At 50.2% G+C, this 18,930-nt stretch carries 14 protein-coding genes; 12 read left to right on the top strand and 2 right to left on the bottom strand.

The features are described 5' to 3' along the window. Positions 1-23: 23 nt before the first annotated feature. The 8 genes from Q4T40_04075 (at position 24) to Q4T40_04110 (ending at position 12,714) form a co-directional block, all read left to right on the top strand. Positions 24-605: a GH25 family lysozyme gene (locus Q4T40_04075; GenBank protein ID MDT8900419.1), complete on the top strand. Its 582-nt coding sequence runs from the start codon at positions 24-26 to the stop codon at positions 603-605. 61 nt (positions 606-666) lie between these two features. Next, positions 667-999: a hypothetical protein gene (locus Q4T40_04080; GenBank protein ID MDT8900420.1), complete on the top strand. Its 333-nt coding sequence runs from the start codon at positions 667-669 to the stop codon at positions 997-999. Between the two features lie 2 nt (positions 1,000-1,001). Beyond that, positions 1,002-1,685, top strand: a complete 684-nt coding sequence (locus Q4T40_04085; GenBank protein ID MDT8900421.1) for a hypothetical protein — start codon at positions 1,002-1,004, stop codon at positions 1,683-1,685. Between the two features lie 75 nt (positions 1,686-1,760). After that, complete coding sequence (locus Q4T40_04090; protein ID MDT8900422.1) at positions 1,761-1,898, top strand: SHOCT domain-containing protein; 138 nt, start codon at positions 1,761-1,763, stop codon at positions 1,896-1,898. A gap of 541 nt (positions 1,899-2,439) precedes the next feature. After that, positions 2,440-4,071: a recombinase family protein gene (locus Q4T40_04095; GenBank protein ID MDT8900423.1), complete on the top strand. Its 1,632-nt coding sequence runs from the start codon at positions 2,440-2,442 to the stop codon at positions 4,069-4,071. A gap of 14 nt (positions 4,072-4,085) precedes the next feature. Beyond that, complete coding sequence (locus Q4T40_04100; protein ID MDT8900424.1) at positions 4,086-5,681, top strand: recombinase family protein; 1,596 nt, start codon at positions 4,086-4,088, stop codon at positions 5,679-5,681. Positions 5,682-6,230: 549 nt separating this feature from the next. After that, positions 6,231-9,248, top strand: a complete 3,018-nt coding sequence (locus Q4T40_04105; GenBank protein MDT8900425.1) for a PD-(D/E)XK nuclease family protein — start codon at positions 6,231-6,233, stop codon at positions 9,246-9,248. Continuing rightward, positions 9,241-12,714, top strand: a complete 3,474-nt coding sequence (locus Q4T40_04110; protein MDT8900426.1) for a UvrD-helicase domain-containing protein — start codon at positions 9,241-9,243, stop codon at positions 12,712-12,714. Before Q4T40_04105 ends, Q4T40_04110 begins: the two co-directional genes overlap by 8 nt. Positions 12,715-12,912: 198 nt before the next feature. Here Q4T40_04110 and Q4T40_04115 read toward each other — a convergent pair whose 3' ends face one another. Next, entirely contained in the window at positions 12,913-13,242 is a 330-nt protein-coding gene (locus Q4T40_04115; GenBank protein MDT8900427.1) for a hypothetical protein, read from the bottom strand. A 199-nt stretch (positions 13,243-13,441) separates the two neighbouring features. Here Q4T40_04115 and Q4T40_04120 point away from each other — a divergent pair, with 199 nt between their 5' ends. The 3 genes from Q4T40_04120 (at position 13,442) to Q4T40_04130 (ending at position 16,872) form a co-directional block, all read left to right on the top strand. Then, on the top strand, positions 13,442-13,879 hold the full coding sequence (locus Q4T40_04120; GenBank protein ID MDT8900428.1) for an Hsp20/alpha crystallin family protein: 438 nt from the start codon (positions 13,442-13,444) through the stop codon (positions 13,877-13,879). Positions 13,880-14,379: 500 nt separating this feature from the next. Beyond that, positions 14,380-15,609, top strand: a complete 1,230-nt coding sequence (locus tag Q4T40_04125; GenBank protein ID MDT8900429.1) for a serpin family protein — start codon at positions 14,380-14,382, stop codon at positions 15,607-15,609. A 39-nt stretch (positions 15,610-15,648) separates the two neighbouring features. Continuing rightward, on the top strand, positions 15,649-16,872 hold the full coding sequence (locus Q4T40_04130) for a PDZ domain-containing protein (GenBank protein ID MDT8900430.1): 1,224 nt from the start codon (positions 15,649-15,651) through the stop codon (positions 16,870-16,872). A 152-nt stretch (positions 16,873-17,024) separates the two neighbouring features. On the opposite strand, the gene Q4T40_04135 is transcribed toward Q4T40_04130, so the two are convergent. Then, on the bottom strand, positions 17,025-18,200 hold the full coding sequence (locus Q4T40_04135) for an IS110 family transposase (protein MDT8900431.1): 1,176 nt from the start codon (positions 18,198-18,200) through the stop codon (positions 17,025-17,027). A gap of 258 nt (positions 18,201-18,458) precedes the next feature. Between Q4T40_04135 and Q4T40_04140 the strand changes: the two genes are divergently transcribed. Continuing rightward, positions 18,459-18,878 carry a hypothetical protein gene (locus Q4T40_04140; GenBank protein MDT8900432.1) on the top strand — a complete coding sequence of 140 codons (420 nt, stop codon included), beginning with the start codon at positions 18,459-18,461 and terminating at the stop codon, positions 18,876-18,878. Positions 18,879-18,930 lie beyond the last annotated feature (52 nt).

Genomic DNA, 18,930 nt, shown 5'->3' on the forward strand with positions numbered 1-18,930 from the left:
GAAAGCAAAGGGGCTGATAATAAGTGAAAGGTATTGATGTAAGCTATCATAATGGTGATATAGACTGGCAAGCAGTTGTCGCTGCCGGATGCCAATTTGTTATAATCCGGCTCGGCTATGGGATTCGTCACCTTGACCACAAATTTGCGGATAACGTAAATGGGGCTCTGTCGGCCGGGCTTAAAATTGGTGTGTATTACTACAGCTACGCGCTTAATGTTGAAGATGCCAAAGCTGAGGCGCAGTTCGTGCAGGAAGTTTTACAAGAATATGGGGTAAATCCGGAGCTTGGTATTTGGTATGACATGGAGGACGCTGACGGTTATAAGGAACGCAATGGTATGCCAGACAATCAAACCATTACGGATATGTGCTCCGCCTTTATCTGTGCGCTTAATGAAGCAGGTTATTCGCATGTTGGCATTTATGCTTCCTATTCGTGGCTGACAAGCAAAATTGACACTTCCCAGTTAGCCGATTATGTTCCGTATTGGAATGCACAATGGGGGAACAGTAACGATTTTCCGGCCGCAAAAATGTGGCAGTTTACGGATTGCTTAGATATAGGTGGCCAGACTTTTGACGGTAATGAGTATTATGGATAAGGGTTCTATAAAGGCGGCTCAAGAGAGTCGCTTTATTTTTTGAAAAAATGGAGGAATGAAAATGTCGGACGAACAAAACGTACAAGCCCAAGGAACTACCCAGGATGCCGCGCCGACTATAACGACGCCGGTGCAAAACGATGGCGCCAGGTTTAAAACGGCTATTGCGGCTTTGGAGGAAGCCGGTAAAGACCTTTTCCAAGATGAAATTGCGGCTCTCAAACAGAAACTGGTGAGCCTGGAGGAAAAAGCAAAAGCTGAGGCGGCGGTCGCCGCGGCGGAAGCGGTGCAGGCTGAGCAAACGTTTTTGCAAAAATATGGACAAGCTGCTGTGCGTTTGATCGAGATTGTCGCATTGGCCACGATCTTGTTAAAGCTGTTCGGGGTGATATGATCATGATCTCCACCTGGATCGATAAGCACGTCAGGGCGCTTTTTTATATTGCCTTGGCGTTAATGATTGCGATGGCCGGGATATTAGTCTGGGACAAGCTTCATCCCCAAGTGCCGGTGACGTTTGAGAGCCAGGAGGAAGCAACGACGTCGGCCGGAGTGGAAAAGGCGGCCAACGCCGCCCAGGCTCCCATTTCGGCGGCTCAAGCCGCTGCGATAGCGAATGAGATTAAAAAAGATGAAGATAAGCCGCCGGATGTTGTGGTACAGACCACCGGGGCAAAGCTGAAAGATACAATTAAAACGGAATTGCAAAAGGCCGGTGGCCAGTTTGCCATTGTTACCGAACCCAAGAAGGACTCGACTGGTGCGGTGCCGTTTTCAGTGCTTGGTAAAACGCCAACCACCGCGCCGTTAACAACCACCTTGATCACTGGCGGCACAATGCTGCCCAACACGCCAGTGACGTTGAACCAGTACAATATTAAAGCGTATCCTGAGCGATTGATTCAGGTTGGCGGCAGTTATCAAGAAGTGTTCGCCGCCTATAGCTGGAAGGTCAGCATCCCGAAAATCCCGCTCGTCGCACCGCATGGTGATGTCGGGTACCTGGGAGTTTACGGACATGCAAACATTGACCATTCGGACATGTCGAGAATCGGAATCATGCTGACCATACCGAAATAAAAATGAACCAAAGCCCCCGCAGTCATGTCAATCTAACTGCGGGGGCTTTGGTTACTCAAAAACGGAGGAATTGTGATGTTAGTACCTGAAAAAGCAGCCGTGGATTACTTGATTAGCCGCTATCTGCTAAAACAACTCTTGGCTAAAGGGTTGATTACCCATGAGGAGTTTGAGCGGATTGATGCGGAGAACAAGAAAAGTTTTGCCCGGTAACCTACTATTGCTTGCCATACGGCACAAGCAGAGTTATCATATCCAATAATAGGATAGTGACGGTGCAGGCAGACAAGGTTTAAGCATTGCAGTAACGGGAAACGAATCGTACGGCAGGACTTCAAACATTTTTAATGAAGGCCGATCGGGCTTTGTACAAAGCAAAGGAGCGAAAGAACTCGGTTATTACCTTAACCGGCATGTAGAAGGCTTATGTATCGTAAATCACCGGAATATAGAAGAAGAGAAACCGAATTATACGACAAGATCCGGAATTTGTCCGAAAGATTTGACCAAGTGCGTGCGGAAGGAAAAGACACTACTGAAATCCTCAAGCAGCTTGGGGTGGCGCTGGAAGAGTTCTACCTGTTTAGGCGTGAGGGTATTTAAAACCTATGAATTCAGCTCATGATTTTGGCGGCTTGGATGGTGACATCCAAGCCATATTTTTTATCCCGATTAATATGTTTCCGCATCAGAATTGAGTTGCTTTGGGGCGGCAACTGAGCTAACATGTCAACTGATGTTGGGAGGTGCAGCTTTGAAGAGGATTTTGACCATTTCGCCCAAGGCGCAGGCAGAGATAAAAAATGCACCGCAACAGGCGAAGCTAAAGGTATGTGCATACTGCAGAGTGAGTTCAGCGTCCAACGAACAAATGGCCTCCTATGAGGCACAGGTTGAGTATTACAAAAAGTACATCCAGCAAAATCCGGCGTGGGAGTTTGTAGGTATCTACGCCGACAGCGGAGTTTCCGGAACGCGCACAACAGGGCGTACGCAATTCAACCGGATGATTAAAGACGCCGAAGGCGATAAGATCGAGCTAATCGTCACCAAGTCCATTTCCCGCTTTGCGCGCAACACGCTGGATTGTCTGGAGGTTGTACGGTTTCTGAAAACCCTGGGCGTGGCCGTGTATTTCGAGCGGGAAAACATCAACACTTTAAGCGCCGAGAGTGAACTGTTGCTTAGCGTCTTGTCTTCAATCGCCCAGGAGGAAAGCCGCGGCATCTCCGACAACCTCCGCTGGGCCTATCGGAAAAAATTCCGGCAGGGGAAGGTGACTGTGGCCACAAGCAGGCTTCTCGGCTATGACACGGATGACAAAGGCCAATTGATGATTAACCAGCGGGAAGCTGAAGTTGTCAAACGAATATTCTGCGAGTATATTGCAGGCAAGGGCATTAGAACTATCGTTATGGGGCTGGAGGCAGATAACATAACGACTGTAACCGGTCTTGCCCGCTGGCCGGAAAGCACCATCCGCAATATTTTGACAAACGAAAAATATTGTGGCGACGCCGTCCTGCAAAAAACCTATGTCGCCGATTACCTAACGCACAAGAAGAAAAAGAACAGGGGAGAATTGCCGATGTATCGGGTCAGCGGCAATCATCGGCCGATTATCTCGAAAGATGATTTTGACTTAGTGCAACGGCTGATGTCTCAGAGGGCGGCGGAGTATGGCAATCTGCCGGGAGACCGGAGTAAGTATGCCAGGCATTACGCGTTTAGCGGCAAGCTGGTTTGCGGTCGGTGCGGGGCATCCTTCAAGCGCCGGACCTGGAACAGCAAGGAGCCCAGTAAGCAAATTGTCTGGCAATGTAGTACTTATATCAAAAAAGGGAAGGCTGCCTGCTCTATAAAAGCTGTCGATGACATTACGCTCAAGGCGGTATTTATGCGGGTGTTCAATAAATTGTATATAAACAAGGAGTCGGTACTTAAGCAATTCATGGTGAATATTGAAAAGACACTTTGCTATGGCAGAAACCACGAACAGGTGAACAACGTCGAGTTTGAGACAGACAAGATAACCGGGAAAATCAAAGAACTGATCCGAAAGCAAATTAAGGGAATCGTTGAACCGTCAGAGTTTCAGGCGGAATATGGAAAGCTTAAAGCACGGCTGGAGGTACTGCGTAACCAGAAAAGCGGTTTCGTCCAGGATGAAGGCAGGCTGGAAGAGGTTAAAGCCAGGACACGGAAAATAGCCGCTTTTTTGGAAGAACAGGCAAGTGTCCTGACTGAGTTTGATGAAGATATTTTTTGTGCGTTGGTGGAGCGTGTAAAAGTGCTCTCGCCGACGCACTTGGTTTTTGAACTGAAAAATGGGCTGGCTGTGGAGCAGAAGTTCATAAAAAGGAAAGGCATTCACGGGTTGCAGTAAAGGGAGGGAATATTATGAGCAAAGTCGTTTCCGTTATTCCGGCGAAACCGCTGCAAGTTATAAGAGGGCTGCCGGTGGAATCCAAAAAGCGTGTATGCGCTTATTGCCGGGTCAGCACCGATACGGACGAGCAGCTCAGCAGCTATGAGGCGCAGGTCACCTATTACGAAGAATACATCAAAAAGCGTCCGGACTGGGAATTCGCCGGCATCTATGCCGACGAGGGCATTACCGGCACCAACACCAAAAACCGCACGGAATTCAACCGGATGATCGACGACTGCCTGACGGGAAGGATAGACCTGATAGTTACCAAATCCATTTCCCGTTTTGCCAGGAATACACTGGACTGCCTAAAATACGTTCGAATGCTTAAAGATAAGGGCGTGGCGATATTTTTCGAAAAGGAAAACATCGATACGATGGACTCCAAAGGCGAAGTCTTGCTTACCATTTTGAGCTCACTGGCGCAGGACGAGTCCCGCTCGATCAGCGAAAACAGCCGGTGGGGGATTGTCCGGCGTTTCCAGCAGGGCAAGGTCCGCGTAAACCATAAGAAGTTCATTGGCTACGACAAGGATGAAAACGGCGAACTCGTTATCAACAAACAGGAAGCCGCTATTGTCCGGCGGATTTTCGCAGAATATCTTGCGGGCAAGGGCTGCAAGGCAATCGGCAAGGGCCTGGAGCGTGACGGCGTTCTTACCGCGACCGGCAAAAAGGTTTGGCATGAGTCGGTCATCAAGAAGATGCTGCAAAACGAGAAATATGCCGGTGATGCTCTCCTTCAAAAGACGATTACCGTGGATTTCCTGACCCATAAGCGCGTTATCAATAAAGGGTATGTCCCACAGTATTTTGTAGAGAATAACCACCCTGCTATCATAGCTAAAGAAACCTTTAAAGCGGTGCAGACGGAGATGGAGCGCCGAAGTGAGCTTATGGGGGGAAACAAAGGCCGCAGCCGGTATACGAACAAGTACCCTTTTTCCGGGAAGATATTCTGCAATGAATGCGGCGCGGCGTTCAGGAGAAAAAGCTGGGGCACGGGGAAGTATAAAAAATATGTCTGGATTTGCCGAACTCGCGATGAACAAGGGCCGAAAGGCTGCAGCATACAGGCGGTGGATGAGGAAAAGCTGCAGGAAGCGTTTGTGCGGGTTGTGAATCAACTTATATCGGACAGGGATACTTTTATTGCCCGCATGACCGAGAATATCGAGAAGGTTTTTAATGAGCAAGCCAGCAAAGTTGATGTAGTGGCTGTTGACAGGCGGCTTGAGGAGCTACGGACAGAGATGGCAGCACTTGTCAAGTTGAATTTGACTACCGGGATTGATGATGAGATTTATGGCGAGGAATACAGGCGGATAGCCGGCGAGATAGAGGTTTTGCGCAGCAGAAGGGCGGGGATTATGCAGGCGGAAATGATGCGTCAGGAAATGCGCGGTCGGTTACGCGAGATAGCTATGGTTCTGCGGGATATGGACGGTGTTCGGGAATTTGACGAGGAGCTGTTCGGGATGCTGGTTGAGCGGGTAAGGGTAATAAATTTGGTACAGGTTGAGTTTGTATTGCGGTCGGGGGTTGGGGTAGTAGAAATACTTTAAGTAGCAGTATAGTTTGTTTTCATAGATCAAAAACAGCTTTCCGGACGGCTGTGATGTGGTGGCTAAAAAATGGTCAATGCTAGCTTTCCAGAGGGGTTATCAGCTTTTATGGGTTCATGAGTTTCAGATTACATTCAACGCCAAGCAAAATCCTTTGTTGCGCCACCTCTAACAGATTAAGGATTATTTCTGAACCGTACGTCAAAAGAAAATGAAAATTTTGCCGTGTGTCTGCCGATAATGTGGTCTTACGTTTGGGTGGAAATTAGTCGGAAGCCTGGGTATTCTTCCTCTGGAGGTTTTTACTTTTTAGACAAAAACCTAAGGTGCGAGGTTTTTTGTCGAGCAGGACACTAAAGCTTTGAGCGCCAATATATTGGATAATCAAAGCGGGAGGTAACTATGCCGAATCTATATTGCACGCCTTTGGGCGGAACGGTGCGCGACCGATTCATCCGGTCGCTGGCGGAAGCCGTGGTTGCCGGCCGGGGCCGAGAGGAGACTTATTTACTGCCAAGCTCCTATTTGCTAAACGAGGTTAGGCAGCACATGCGGGACATGGGATTGGCTGGCTACGAGCAACCAAATCTATTATCATTTGATGAACTTGTGGACGAAATCCTGCACCTGGCAGGGGTGCGGCGGTGGTTTATGGACCGGATGACCCAGGAACTGTTGGTGAACACGGTGCTGGCCGAGGTTAAAAGCAGTGTGGGTTTGCCGTATTTCAACTCTATCGCCGAATTTCCCGGTTATGTGAGCGCGGTGACCAGCTTGCTGGCTGAGATCAAACGGACAGGCGCATCGCCGGATGAGTTTGCCGCTGCGGCTGCAGCACGGGAATGGGCGGCTAAAGACCAAGAGGTCCATGCCATTTACTGTGCCTATCAGAATAGCCTAGCTAAGCTTGGTCTGACCGACCTTGAGGAAAAGTACTTTCTGGCAATTCAGGCGTTGGACGCGGGCCAAGCTACACTACCATACCGTCGACTTTTCATTAGTGAATTTTATATCCTGACGCCGTTGCAGGTGGAGTTGGTAAGACGGCTGAATAGGACGGTCACTTTAGAGATTGGTATGATCTATGAAAAAAACCGCCCCGAGCTGTTCGCAGCGGTGGAGCCCACCTATTCCGAACTTGTGGGTATGGGTTTTACACCTTACTTTCCTGCCGTCAGCCGGACATCGGCGGCTGGTCTAGATCACGCTAGGCGCTTTCTGTTTACGGCTGATTCGGCATCTGTCGCGGCCGACGGAGCGGTGGAATTTGTTAGCAGCCCCAGCCGCGAAAAGGAAATGGCGGTGATAGCCGCAAAAATCAAAAGTCTACTGCTTACTGGTGTTTACCGCCCGGAGCAGGTGGCGGTGGTCGTTCGGGATATCGGAATATACAAAGATTTCCGCAATATTTGCGGCGAATTCGGTATCCCAGTCAGTCTTCCCCGGGAGGAGCAGCTCAAGGACCAGCCGCTTGTCAGAATGTTGGCTAATGCATGCGCCGCCCGAATGACGAACGGGGCGCGCCATGCGGTCATCAACCTAATGAAGTCGCCTTTCTGTCCGGAACTCGCCGGCTTTGACGCTGACGACCTGGAGCAGCAGGCTCTCGACCATGTTGTTCGGACATGGGATGATTGGTTTAGCCTGTTCGAGCAGCGGCCGGGCGGGGCGGAAAACTCCGCCCGCCGGGCCAGTTTTGACAGGTTGCGTAATTTGGTGGGCAGGCTGCCGAAACAGGGCACCTGCCGCCGGCTGGCGGATGCTTTCAAGGAGTTTGTCGTTGCAATCGCTGTGTCCCAAAGGTTGGGAGAGGCTCGCCGCCTGGGTCTACTGACACAAGAGAGGCTGAAGGCGGGATTGCTGACGCTGCAAATTATCTACGACACGCTGGATGAGATGGAACAGGGATTCGCCATGGTGGGAGAAGAGGAGAAAAAGCTGACACTGTCGGAGTTTCTTGCTTATTTTCACAAGGCATTGGCCGGAAAAACGATGATTCTGGAAAGCTATAACGCTTCCGGCGTACAGGTGGTGAGCCCGTCCGGAGTTAGGGGGACAACCTTCGGGGCGGTGTTTGTCCTCGGGTTGACCGAGGGCGAATTTCCGCTACGAGACCGGGATAATTGGCTGTATAATGAGGGCGATCGCGCTCTTTTCGGAAGCCTCGGGTTGGATTTGATGAACGCCGTTCGCCGCCGGGCGGAAGAAGACTTATACTTCGCAGTAGCGATAGCGCTAGCAGACGACTTTTTGGTGCTGAGCGGTTATGAGGACGCCGAAACAATGCTTTCGCCTTATATGGAAGAGATCGCCCGCCTGTTTATCGCCGGTAGTGTTACTTGGCGAAAATACGGGCCAGGTGAACTGTTTTCTACCGAGTATGACGCGCTTTATTCCGACAGGGAACTGGCCGGCAGGGCTCTCCTGGACTTTTTTACATCGGATGACTGCCGCAAGGAGGCAACCACCGCCGCCATTTATGTACTGGCCAATATTTTGGACAGCGACTTTGAACGGCGGGCGGCGGGTGAACAACAGCGAGCTTGGAATTTTGGCGCCTACGGGGGGATACTGCAGGCACCGGCGACGGTTGCCGCCTGCCGGATGATAACGGAATTCAGCATTTCGGCGCTTGAGGATTACGCCCGTTGCCCCTTCCTATATTTCGCCAAGCGGATTCTGCGTTTGGACGACTGGGAGGAAAAAACCGAAGAAGCCGGTCATGATCTTGTCGGCACGGTTTACCATGAAGTGCTGAGCGTTTTTCTCCGCGCCCACAAGGGCGAGATTCTGCGACCGGACCGGATTGAAGACTATTTGGCCCAACTGCAGGCTGAATTGGAAGCCGTGATGGGGCAACTGACCAGAGCCAAAATCATCATCCCAGGCAAGCTATGGGATTTCCAGCGCCAGCACATCACCCGGGTCTTGCGCCGTTGGCTGGAATTCGAGATCAAGGAACAGAACGGTGACGGCCTTGCCTTTACGCCGGCCTTTCTCGAATGGGGCTTCGGCCTTCCGGTCAAGGAGGGGATGGACGAGGCGTCGGTTACGCCGCCGCTCGTTCTTGCGATGGATAACTGCGAGGTGAAGATTGTCGGTAAAGTAGATCGTATAGACAAAGCGGGAGACTATTTGACGGTGGTGGACTATAAACGTAAATCTTGCCCTTCGTTTCGTGACTTGGCCGAGGGGCGGGATCTTCAGGTGGCCTTATACATCCTGGCGGCGGAGCGATTGTTATGTACCGAAGGCGACATGGTGGCTGGAGGAGGATATTATTCGATTGAAGGAACCAGAAAGGAAGGGGGTATGTGGCGGGCCAAACTGGCGGAGGGCATCCGGCACCGGGCCGCCAAACGAGCCGGCAACCTGACGGAGCAGGAGTGGCAGGCCCTGCAGGCGGAGGTGTGCCGTAAGATATTCGGTTATGTGAAAGGTATTCGGGCCGGAAAATTTCCTGCGGCACCGTCAGGTGATTGCCCGCCTTACTGCGTAGCTCGCACCATTTGCCGTTTCCAGCGGCGAAACGGCAACCACCAGGAGGGGGGTGAGGGCGATGCTTGATTTTACACCTGCGCAAGTCAGGGCTATTGAAAGCCTGGGGACTAACGTCGCTGTGTCGGCCGGAGCCGGAGCCGGCAAGACTAGGGTGCTGGTGGAACGGTATCTTCATATTCTCCGCCAGGGGCGGGCCAAGTGTGACGAAATTCTCGCCGTCACCTTCACTAACAAGGCCGCCAAGGAAATGAAGGAACGTATCCGGGCCAAGGCGGTGGAACTGGCCGAAGGGGCGGCGACGGAAGAAGAGCGCCGCTTATGGCGTGAAGTGAAGGGGCAAATGGAGTATGCAGCCATTGGCACCTTCCACAGCTTCTGCGCCCGAGTGTTGCGGGATAACCCGGTTGAGGCCGCGCTGGACCCCCAGTTTAAAGTCCTGGACGAAACGGCGGCCTCATTGCTATTAGAAAAGGCAATCGATGAGACTTTTGAAACCGGCTTGGCGGACAACGCCGAATGGCTGGGGCGGCTGCTAACCAATTACGATAAAGCGCAATTGACCTCCGTTCTGCCTGACATTTACGAGAAATTAAGCGCGCAGGGAATGCTTGCCGCCGATTTTACAGAACGGTTCACCAGACTTTACCGACAGGCTGTCGCCGAGGCAGGAAAGAACAGGGGCGAGTTGTTTGAACAATGTCAGAAACTGATTGCCTTAAAAAACGAGTTAGACAAAAAAAGCGCGAATTTTGTCCGGTTGGAGCGACTGGAACGGAATTGGGGTGAGATTGTCGCCGCCATCCAGGCGGCCGGCGGTGAGAACGAAAATGCCCTTGCAGTGTTGCATAGCTATTTGGACGGTCTTGACCGGCGCTCCAAGGGAAAGAAAATTATAGCCGCCGTAAAAGAGACGCTGTCAGCCCTTGATCGAGCTCAGGCCGATAGGCTGGCGCTGACCGTGATCCCGGATCTTTGTCGACTGTTGCTGGCTGTTCATTCGGTTATGGATAGTTATAAGCGGGAGCACCGGGTACTGACCTTCGCTGATCTAGAGTTGCGGACCGTCTATCTACTGAAAAACGTTGCCGGGGTGCGGCAAAAGTATTGCCAGAAGATTCGTCAGATCATGGTCGACGAATTTCAGGATACCAACGAGCTTCAGCGACAGATCATTTATCTGCTGGCCGGAGGCGACGCCGAGAGGCTTTATGGCAACAAGCTGTTCGTTGTCGGCGATGCCAAACAGTCCATCTACCGTTTCCGCGGCGCTGACGTCGGTGTGTTCGAACAGGTGCGGCGAGAAATCTCGGCCGGCGGTGGCGATCTTATTGAGCTCGATGTCAATTTTCGTTCGATGGATGATTTGATTGCGCTGTACAATGAATGTTTCGGCGCTCTTATGGGTACGGCGGAGGATGAAACAGCCTTTGCGCCGTTGCGGTCGCACCGTCGCGGAAAAGGTCCGGCACCTGGGGCCGAACTGCTGGTTGTGGCCAAGGATAAAGCGGAAGACTGGCGCAGTGATCGGGAAATTGAAGCCGCCGCCATTGCCCGGCGCATCAGGGCGATGGTCGGGGAAGGTGAGCACCTGATAAACCGAGACGCCGAGCCGCGGACGGTGCAATACGGCGATATAGCCATTTTGTTCCGCACCGCCAAGGACATTGACACTTATGCCGCAGCACTGCAGAACTATGGCATTCCTTATTATATCGTCGGCGGCCGGGGATTTTACGGCTGCCAGGAAATTGTCGATGTACTCAATCTGTTGAAGGTGATAGACAACCATTCGCAGGAAACGGCGCTGGCCGGGGTTTTGCGTTCGCCGATGTTCCTACTGGCCGATGAGACGTTGGTGCGTTTGAAGGAGGGCGGCTACAGCCTTTGGCAGGGCCTGGAGCGACATATGGCCATTCCTGAACTGATTGAAACGGAGCGGTTAGTTGTTGCCAGAGCCTGGCAGGTTCTTAAAAAGCTATACGACTTGCGCGGCATGATGGGGACAGCCGAACTGATACGACTGGCTTTGAAGGAAACCGGCTATTCGAATTTGGTGCTGACTCAGTTCATGGGACAGCAAAAGTACGCCAACCTGACCAAGTTAGTCAGGTTGGCCGACGATTATGAACAACAGGGAATGTTTACGTTGGGAGATTTCTTGCGTTATGTGGATAAACTGGTTAACGGCAATGTCCAGGAGGGTGAAGCGCAACTGGAAAGTGAAGGCGGCGACACCGTAAAGTTAATGACCATACATAAAGCCAAGGGACTGGAGTTCCCGGTTGTATTTTTGCCTGATTTGCACCGAAAATTTAAAGCTGAAATAGCTGCCGTGCTGTTTAACTCTGAACTGGGTATTGGGCTAAAAGTGCCGGACGCCGGAGGCGGGTTGACTGCGTCTTCTGTTTACCGGCGTATTGCGGCTGAGGAGAAGCGCTTGGCTCAGATGGAACTGAAGCGACTGCTTTACGTTGCCTTCACCCGCGCCAAAGACTACCTCGTATTGTCGGCCGAGGCGAATAAGGTGGTTAGCGACAAGGAGTTTAGCAAACTAAACACTTGGCTGGAATGGCTGGGATGGATATACGGGTTCTCAGCGATTGACGATCTGCCGGAGTCACTAAATAACGGTAAAATTCAGGTAGTGGTTAGAGACACAGGAGAAGAAAAAACGCCGCGAATTAACCGTGGCGGATGGCCCAAGAGTACCGAGGTTCAGCCCGAATGGCTAAACCGTATCGAACGCAATATCGCGCCAGTGTTCACAGATACTAACGGCAACAGAACTTTTTCCGCCAGCCATATTCTAAAATTCCGTCAGTGCCCACGGGCGTTTTATTACCTGTTTCACAGCGGATTACCAGAGGTGGCCGACTATGCCGCCAACGTCGCCGGGGACGTTCCGCCTGGCCGTCTGACCGGATCGGTGTTGCACCGCTGCTTGGAATTACTTATGCCTGGAATGCTTTGGCAAGACTGCCTTAGCCGCGCAACCGAGGAAATTGTGCCGCTACGCTGGCGGGGTGCCGTTATAGCTGATGCCGCACCACTGCTGGAACGTTATGTAGATAGTGCTTTTTATCGGGAGAAAGGCAGTCTGCCGTGCCGAAAAGAGTGGCAGTTCCAGTTAAATTTGCCGGGAAGCGCCGCTGGCGGATATTGGTTTACTGGCAGGATCGATTGCCTTGTTGCCTACTCCGACGGCAGCTACGGCATCATCGACTATAAAACCGACAAGGTTGATGATGCCGTAGTAGCCGCAAAAGCAGATGTCTATAAGCCACAGATGGTGTTGTACGCTGCAGCGGTGCAGGCGGCTTTGGGCAAATCGGTAAAAGATGCGCAACTTTATTTTTTGCGCCATGAACGAGTGATGGCGATACCTGTTGATCAGGCGACAGAAGAGGCCGTGTTCAATGAAATCGGGAGAATATGCCACTATGCCCATGAATACGACAGCGAGGCTGCCTATCCATGTAACGCCGATTGGTGCCGGCGCTGCGGCTACGACTCGATTTGTTCGCATACCTAATTATAAAAAAAACTCCATTTTCCTTCAGGATACTTTTTTTATCGAATTTGTTTTTTGTCTTTGCCGATTCCAGGCCATGCGATGCCTTTCCGTAGCATTCACCCTCATATGCCGCCCAGAACTTACAGCCGGACCAGGACCATGCATTAAACAGCAGTACCTATACATGAACTCTCTTCACTCTGATTTATTTATTTGTTACTCAGCCGTCAAAATATGGCAAAGTGATTTACTCCCCAAAGTGGCTTCATCCATGCTTGTTAGTACCTCTTTGCGGACATGCTTTGTTTTGGCTTGGGTATCACTAGAAGTAGTCGTCACTTTTACTTTGAACGGTATGGTTGCCAGAACTGTCACGTGGATGGATTGAACCACTGAGCTGTCTGTCCTTTCGCTTCGTGCCGACTGAGTAACGATGTAATCCAGTATATCCACTTCGAATTTTTGCTTAACACTACGGCAGTAGGTTTTTCCTTGATCCTTATACTTTTTCTTGCTATTTTTCAAAATAAATTCAAGCTTATACATACTTCCACCTTAATGAAAACATGAAAAACTTCACTAAAAATTATAGCATTAGGAGCTTATATGTTCAAGATGCATTTCCATAATAAGTAAAATTATCAAAAGGCCGGATCGATGCCCGCATTCTGGTAATTTAATATTGATTAAAAACCTGGCGGGTATACCATACTATGAATATTAAAGAAGAAAAGGAGGCACATTCATGTTTGGGTTAGTACCGTTCCGAAACAAAAATCTGCCGGCAAGAGACTATTTTGACCAACTTATGCACGGGTTTTTCAACGATGATTTTCCGGCACCGTTTGGAAACATGGCTAACGCTTTCCGGGTAGACCTCCGGGAAACCGAGAACGAATACATCGTCGAAGCCGATTTGCCAGGCGTAAAAAAGGGTGATATTACCCTGCGATATGAAAACCAGTACCTAACTATTTCAGCCAAACGGGATGAGACTCAGGAAGTAAAGGACGAGAGTTATGTCCGCAGGGAGAGACGATACGGGCAATTCCAGAGGAGTATCTATATCGATAATGTCATGGACGACAAGATCGACGCGAAATTTAATGATGGGGTACTTACAGTCACCTTGCCTAAACGGGATAAGACCCAAAGACAGCAAAGTAACATTCAAATACATTAAGCCACAATGAATGCTGTACCAGTTGTTGGTACAGCATTTTTGCGAGTTTTCCCTGCTGCGGTCATAACCGCAGTGGGCAAACATCTTTACTTTAAGTGAGTGGATGCGGTAAAACAGGAATCATTTGAACCGAATAGAAACATTTATGCGAGCATAGAAAACAAACGCGCAGTACTTGTAATACTGATGGTGAGACTTTGCGATGGCTTGCATAATGGGCTTGGGACTTTGGGTCGACTGGCTATGGATGATGTTTCTGGAAGAGCCTTTGCTTGCCCCACGGTTTGCACCAGTGACTGAGAAAGGATGGAAAAAGCTGCGTTACTTTTTGCTGGGTGCAGCGTTTATGGAAATAAATACGGTAGTGAGGCGGCGGAAAGTATGAAGCGAGGCTGGATTACAGGGTTTTTACGGACGGCAATGATTTTGACATTGGCTTATTGGCCCGGTGTGGCGATAGTTAACTGAAATGATTTTATGAAGGAGTGTGCGGGCGGTTCATGTGTTATCAAAGGATTGTTTTGACGCTTGCGATTATATTACTCACGGGGATTGCATTTCCTGCCCTGGGGTTGGCCGGCAATGGGGAAAACACTACGACTGGGCAGAATAGAGTTGTTTCCGGGAACAATGAATTTGCTTTTGAACTTTATAATCAAATCGCCATGGTGGAGAAAGATAAAAATGTATTCCTTTCTCCGTTTAGCATTTCGTCTGCCTTAGCCATGACTTATGCCGGCAGCAGAGGGGAAACTGAAAGGCAGATGGCGCGTACTCTGCATTTTGCTTTGCCTCAGGATGATATCCCCAAGTACTTTTCCTTGCTTTGCGCAAAAGTCTGCGATTCAAAACCCAAACCGTATCAGTTTCGGGTGGCCAATGCGCTGTGGGGGCAGGCGGATTATCCCTTTAGCAAAGACTTTTTGGAGCTTGTCGGCAAGTATTATCAGGGAGGATTTAATACCGTCGATTTTGCGGCAGAAGCAGAAAAAAGCCGACAGATTATTAACCAGTGGGTAGAGGACAATACGGCGGGCGAGATAAAAGATTTGCTGCACAAAAGAGATGTTGACAGCCTGACGCGGCTGGTACTCACGAACGCCATCTATTTCAAAGGCGACTGGGCTGTCAAATTTAAGCCGGAAGAAACGCGGGCAGCAGCTTTTGTCATCGGGCCTGAGAGGACAGTTGACGTGCCGTTTATGCATCAGCAGGGAAAATACGGCTACACGGCAACCGACGAAGTCGAGGTTCTCGAATTGCCTTATGCGGGAAATGATTTGTCCATGCTGGTTCTGCTGCCTGACGATATTGACAAATTCAGCGCGAAGTTAACGCTGCATAAAGTGGAGGAATGGCAGAAACAACTCTACACCCGCAAGGTTGATGTTTTTTTGCCCAAATTCAAGCTGGAAACCAGGTATGGTTTGGCAGAACATTTGGCGGCGCTTGGCATGCCGGCTGCATTTGACGAGAGTACGGCCGACTTTTCGGGCATGACGGGAAATAAAGAGCTCTTTATCAAGAAAGTCATACATCAGGCCATTATAGATGTCAATGAGGACGGCAGCAAGGCTGCGGCATCAACCGCCGTCGGGATGAATATCAAAACCGCGTATGAAATTCCGGCAGTTTTTAAAGCCGATCGTCCGTTTCTGTTTCTGATAATACATAAAGATTCCGGTTCAATCTTGTTTATGGGACGCGTGTCCAATCCGGCGGAAAAATAAAACATCGTCTTTGATTTTGTATGAAAGAGGGTGTACAAAATGCTAAGAAAATTACTCGAACTTAAACGATTGGTATTTATGACGTTAGCCGTGTTTATTCTTACCTGGCCGACGGTGCAAGCCGGGACTATGACCGCCAAAATCGGCGACGACGAATGGATCACAGGAACTGAGCTTTGGTATTCGCCGTCGTTTTTCGCTTCCGCCGATGAAGCTGTGCGTACGATAAAAAGCCTTGAAAACAGATATGTCGGCTGGAAAGGGTATCCCATCCGCGATGTGCAGATCGATTGGGATAGGTTGCGGGTTTACGGGGTCGAAGAAGGTACACATACATATCAGAAATGGGTTTATACCGGCGTGGGCGTGCTCGGCGGCCACAACGTCCCCGTAGTCGAACCGTACCGCTACGAGGAGACTAGTTTGGTTCCTTTTGGACAAGTAAAAGATATTTTGCTGTGGCACTACCCTAAAACATCCCGTGAGAATAAATGGGGCGTGGATATCCGGCTGTCAGGCGAGCAACAGGTTATTCTCCGCGCTAAAAGCCTTGACGATGCCAAAAATATTGCCAATGCTATCGCCACGCTTGCTGTTGCCCAGGGGAAACGTCTGCCGGTGAAGGCAGGGCTGGGCGTCTATGCCGATCCGGCGGCTGAAGGCAAGGAGCGGGCCAATTTAAAGTGGACTCAGAACACCGGCGCCGTGGTAGCGGATGTTATCGATAATAGCCCGGCAGCCGTTGCCGGAATTCAGGTCGGCGATATTATTCTGACTTTGGGCGGTACGGAAGTTACCAACGGCCTGAAACTGCGGGAATTGCTTTCTGTATTGTCGATGGGGTCTGACAAACCGGACTATCCAATGGACTTCTCGTTTGTGCGCAAAGGAGTGGCCGGTTCCGGACAAATCAAACTGGCGAATTCCAATTACAACATCGACCGGATCGCAAAAAACGCAGTTCCGCCTTCGTCGGCTGCCGATAAACCCGGCTTTGGCGTGTCGGTACGCAGCGTGAACGCTGACGACGCCAAAATGCTGAACCTTTCTACAGTGCAGGGCCTGCTGGTCACCGATGTAAGGAAAAACAGCCTGGCGGAAAAAATGAATATTCAATTGAATGATGTTATCATCGAAGTCAACGGCACCACGGTAAATACTACCGACCAACTGAAGCAAGTGCTTACAGCCGGAACAGTAGCCTCGGCAAAAGTTATCCGGGCTGGCAACCCGCTGATTTTGGAAGCGCCGATCAGTTTTTAAAGACAAAACAATATAAACCGATACCTTTATTTAAGACCAGCTATAAAAAGTCAAGGGATAAATGAAAAAGGCAGTAGCCATGAATGAAGTCTGATAATAGGCAACACAAAAAGCGGACGGTGAGGCCGCCCGTGGCGAAGTACCAAAATCAATCAGCAGTTAGGAACGTAAGGCTTGTTGTCGCGCAGGACAGCGTAGATGATGAACGTCAGTTTACGCGCGACAGCGCCAAGAGCTGTAAAGTGGTGTTTACCTTCAGAGCGTTTCTTTTGATAGAACACGGATAGAACCGGGTCGTGCTGTGAGGCGATGTTTGCGGCAAGCCAGATGGCTCGGCGAAGGTGAGGGGAACCGCGTTTGGACATACGGTTCTGTGTCCCGGTGAATTCACCGGATTGGTGGACTGAAGGATCAATGCCGACGAATGCGACAAGCTTTTTCGGCTCCGAAAAACGTGAAATGCTCCCGATTTCCGAGAGGATGACCGCGCCAAGGACATTACCGACGCCTGGGCATGAGGTGATGGGTGTGTCGAGTTTGACAAGATATTGCTTTATCTCGGCCTCCAACTCAAGAAGCTGGCGTTCCAGCAGTTCAATCATCTCCAACAGCTGGCGGAGCTGCATGGTAAATGCCGCCGTTCCGATGGTAATCCCGAATGACGTCTTAGCGGCTGCACGGAGCTCATCCGCTTTCGCCGCTCCAAAGCGCCCCCGGCTGTTTTCACGAAGAATGCGGCACAGCTCGTTGGTGGGGAGCGCGAGAAGCTCTTCCGGTGTAACGACCTGAGACAACAACTCCGTGGAGGTTTTGCCGAACATGTCCGAAAAGAAGCTCTGATACTCTGGGAATACCCGATCCATGACCCCGACAATTTTTCGTTTTTGGTCGGCGATGTAATCCACCAAATCTGTGCGATGGCGACAAAGCTGGCGCAGGGAAAGCATATCCTCGTCAGCAAGGCTGGTATTACTGAACCGTCCAATTCGTATGGTTTCGGCAATCAAGAAACTGTCTTTTGCGTCATTCTTTGTCTTGCGGAGAAACAAATTCCGCACGGCGTCAGATTGGATTGGGTTGATGACGTTAACCTGAAATCCGGCATCGAACAGGAAGCAATAGAGCGATAACCAGTAGTGACCCGTGGCTTCCATGCCGATGACAACGACTTCCCGGTTCCTGTTATGACTTTCTATGTAAGAAAGCAAGGACTGCGCGCCGGGCGTCGAGTTGGCAAAACGTAGCGATTTAGCGAGCAAGCGGCCATCCTGGTCGATGATAGAGGCTTCATGATGATTTTTTCCGATGTCGACTCCGCAGATAAGCATAAAACACCCCATAAAAATTGATTGCGGATAATTTCCTCACAGCGCAATGCGGACTACAACCTCGTTTGACATTCGAAGAATCATCAACATCCAGCTCATTCGTAGACCACCGCAAAGGTAGAGGCGGCACCCTTTTTTACAGGCATAAAAACCCAGGAAGGTGAAGTCCGATCTCTATCCGCTGCTTGCATTGTACCCCAATAGTCACGGATGTGACTACTTAGAATACAAACATTATTATACGAGGAAGGTGAGAAAATGAAAGCCAAAATCTCGCTGATTTTATCGCTGATTGCGCTGACCCTTTTCTTATCTGCCGGGCCGGCGTTTGCGGCGAGTAAATGGATCTATGTGGGAACGCTTACCCTGGCATCAGGGGACAGCCGGGTTGATTATGTCGATGTTGAAAATGTTTTTAAAAATGAGGAAAACAAAGGGGTTGTTTTTTGGGTGATGAGCGAAATGAAAAGCTCCAGATCAACTAATACACTCCGTAAATTAACTAAATATCTTACAAGAGCGAACGACAGTGCCACGAAAACGCTGGAGTGGCACGTATATGATCAGGATAAGGGGGAATTTATGCGGTCGCTTGAACCTGCGAAAAACTGGGATTATCCAGAGGATTTTTCGCTGCTTGCCGAGGCTATCGACATTGCCTGGAACAACGCCAAGTGACGCTATAAGAAGAGGAGCGATAAGTATGAAGCGCCTGAGGGCGCTGTAGAGT

The sequence above is a fragment of the Selenomonadales bacterium 4137-cl genome, assembly GCA_032334055.1.
GTDB lineage: Bacteria > Bacillota > Negativicutes > Sporomusales > UBA7701 > Anaeroselena > Anaeroselena agilis.